Annotated in this window: 1 protein-coding gene; it reads right to left on the bottom strand. The window is 34.6% G+C overall.

Translation table 11 applies throughout. The features are described 5' to 3' along the window. Positions 1-271: 271 nt before the first annotated feature. Positions 272-799, bottom strand: a complete 528-nt coding sequence (locus AP75_RS13995; protein ID WP_051872618.1) for a hypothetical protein — start codon at positions 797-799, stop codon at positions 272-274. Positions 800-1,129 lie beyond the last annotated feature (330 nt).

The raw sequence follows: 1,129 nt of genomic DNA, 5'->3' as shown, positions 1-1,129 counted from the left end.
ACCCAACCTTTGTCTGCAAAATAACCTTTGCGGGTAAGGGAAGCTGTGCCCTACCGCCAGTAAAACCCCGCAGAACCCGCTTCCAAAGGCTACCCAACGCCACAAAAAAAAGCAGTCCTTCTGAAAAACTGCTTTGCACCTCTAAATTCTAAAAACGACATCCCCATAAGAGGACCATCATACTGCTGAAAAGCCACCGGAGCTTCCGTTCAACGGGCTTTCATTTCTTGTCTTGCAGACAAAACGAAAGCTTAGTTATTGGCAGATGTTTTTACTTAAAAATATAAGTATATCCTAAATTAATTGATCCGATAGAAATACTAGCATTATTCTTTCTAATTGTATTTGTCGTCAAATCAAAATAGTCGAAATTGTACTTACTACTCAAATTTTGGTAACCTAAGTAAATTTCACCTCCAGCCATTTTATAACCAACTTTTGGATAAGCATAAAATCCACCTTTATAGCTCTCATTTACTGATATTCCGTAACCTAAATCTAAATCTATGAATAAAGGAACATTTTGAAACATGTATTTAGCTTTTGCAGCAATTGGCACGATCGATAAATCTTTCCCAATATCCTTTTTAAAATAATGTGAATAACCTGAAGCTATTCCTAATTTAAAGCTATTAGCAACTGTAGCTGTGTAAGCTAAATTTAGTCCAGCAGCGAAAGATAATCCATCAGAAGTATCTCCAACTGGAATTCCCACATGTGCTCCAATCTCAAAATTCTTCTGAGCGCTAGCTGTTAAAAATGTTAGCGTCAATAACGCTGTAAAGTAAATTTTCTTCATTTTATATAATTTTTTTTTGTTTTTATATCGGTTTTTTTAAATATCTGCCAACGGAAAAAGTATTTGCGAAGTGCGGGCTTTCGAAGAACTTTAGTTCAAGAAAGACAGAACGGAGCAAAATGCTTTTTCAATGAAGTAAATTTACAATAAAAAACGAAATTGAAAAGCATTTTTGCGGCTTTTTTGTTGATGCTTTTCAATTCAAGACTTTAATCCCGCATTTTGCAAATACACTGTTGAACTAAACCTCCGGTAGCTTTTCCATTCGCCGTTTTAGTAACTTTGTTTTTATTAACCTTTTAAAAACTCATGAAATGGCTACAAAAAAAA

The sequence above is a fragment of the Kaistella haifensis DSM 19056 genome, from assembly GCF_000735695.2.
GTDB lineage: Bacteria > Bacteroidota > Bacteroidia > Flavobacteriales > Weeksellaceae > Kaistella > Kaistella haifensis.
This window is presented reverse-complemented; position numbering and strand designations above follow the sequence as displayed.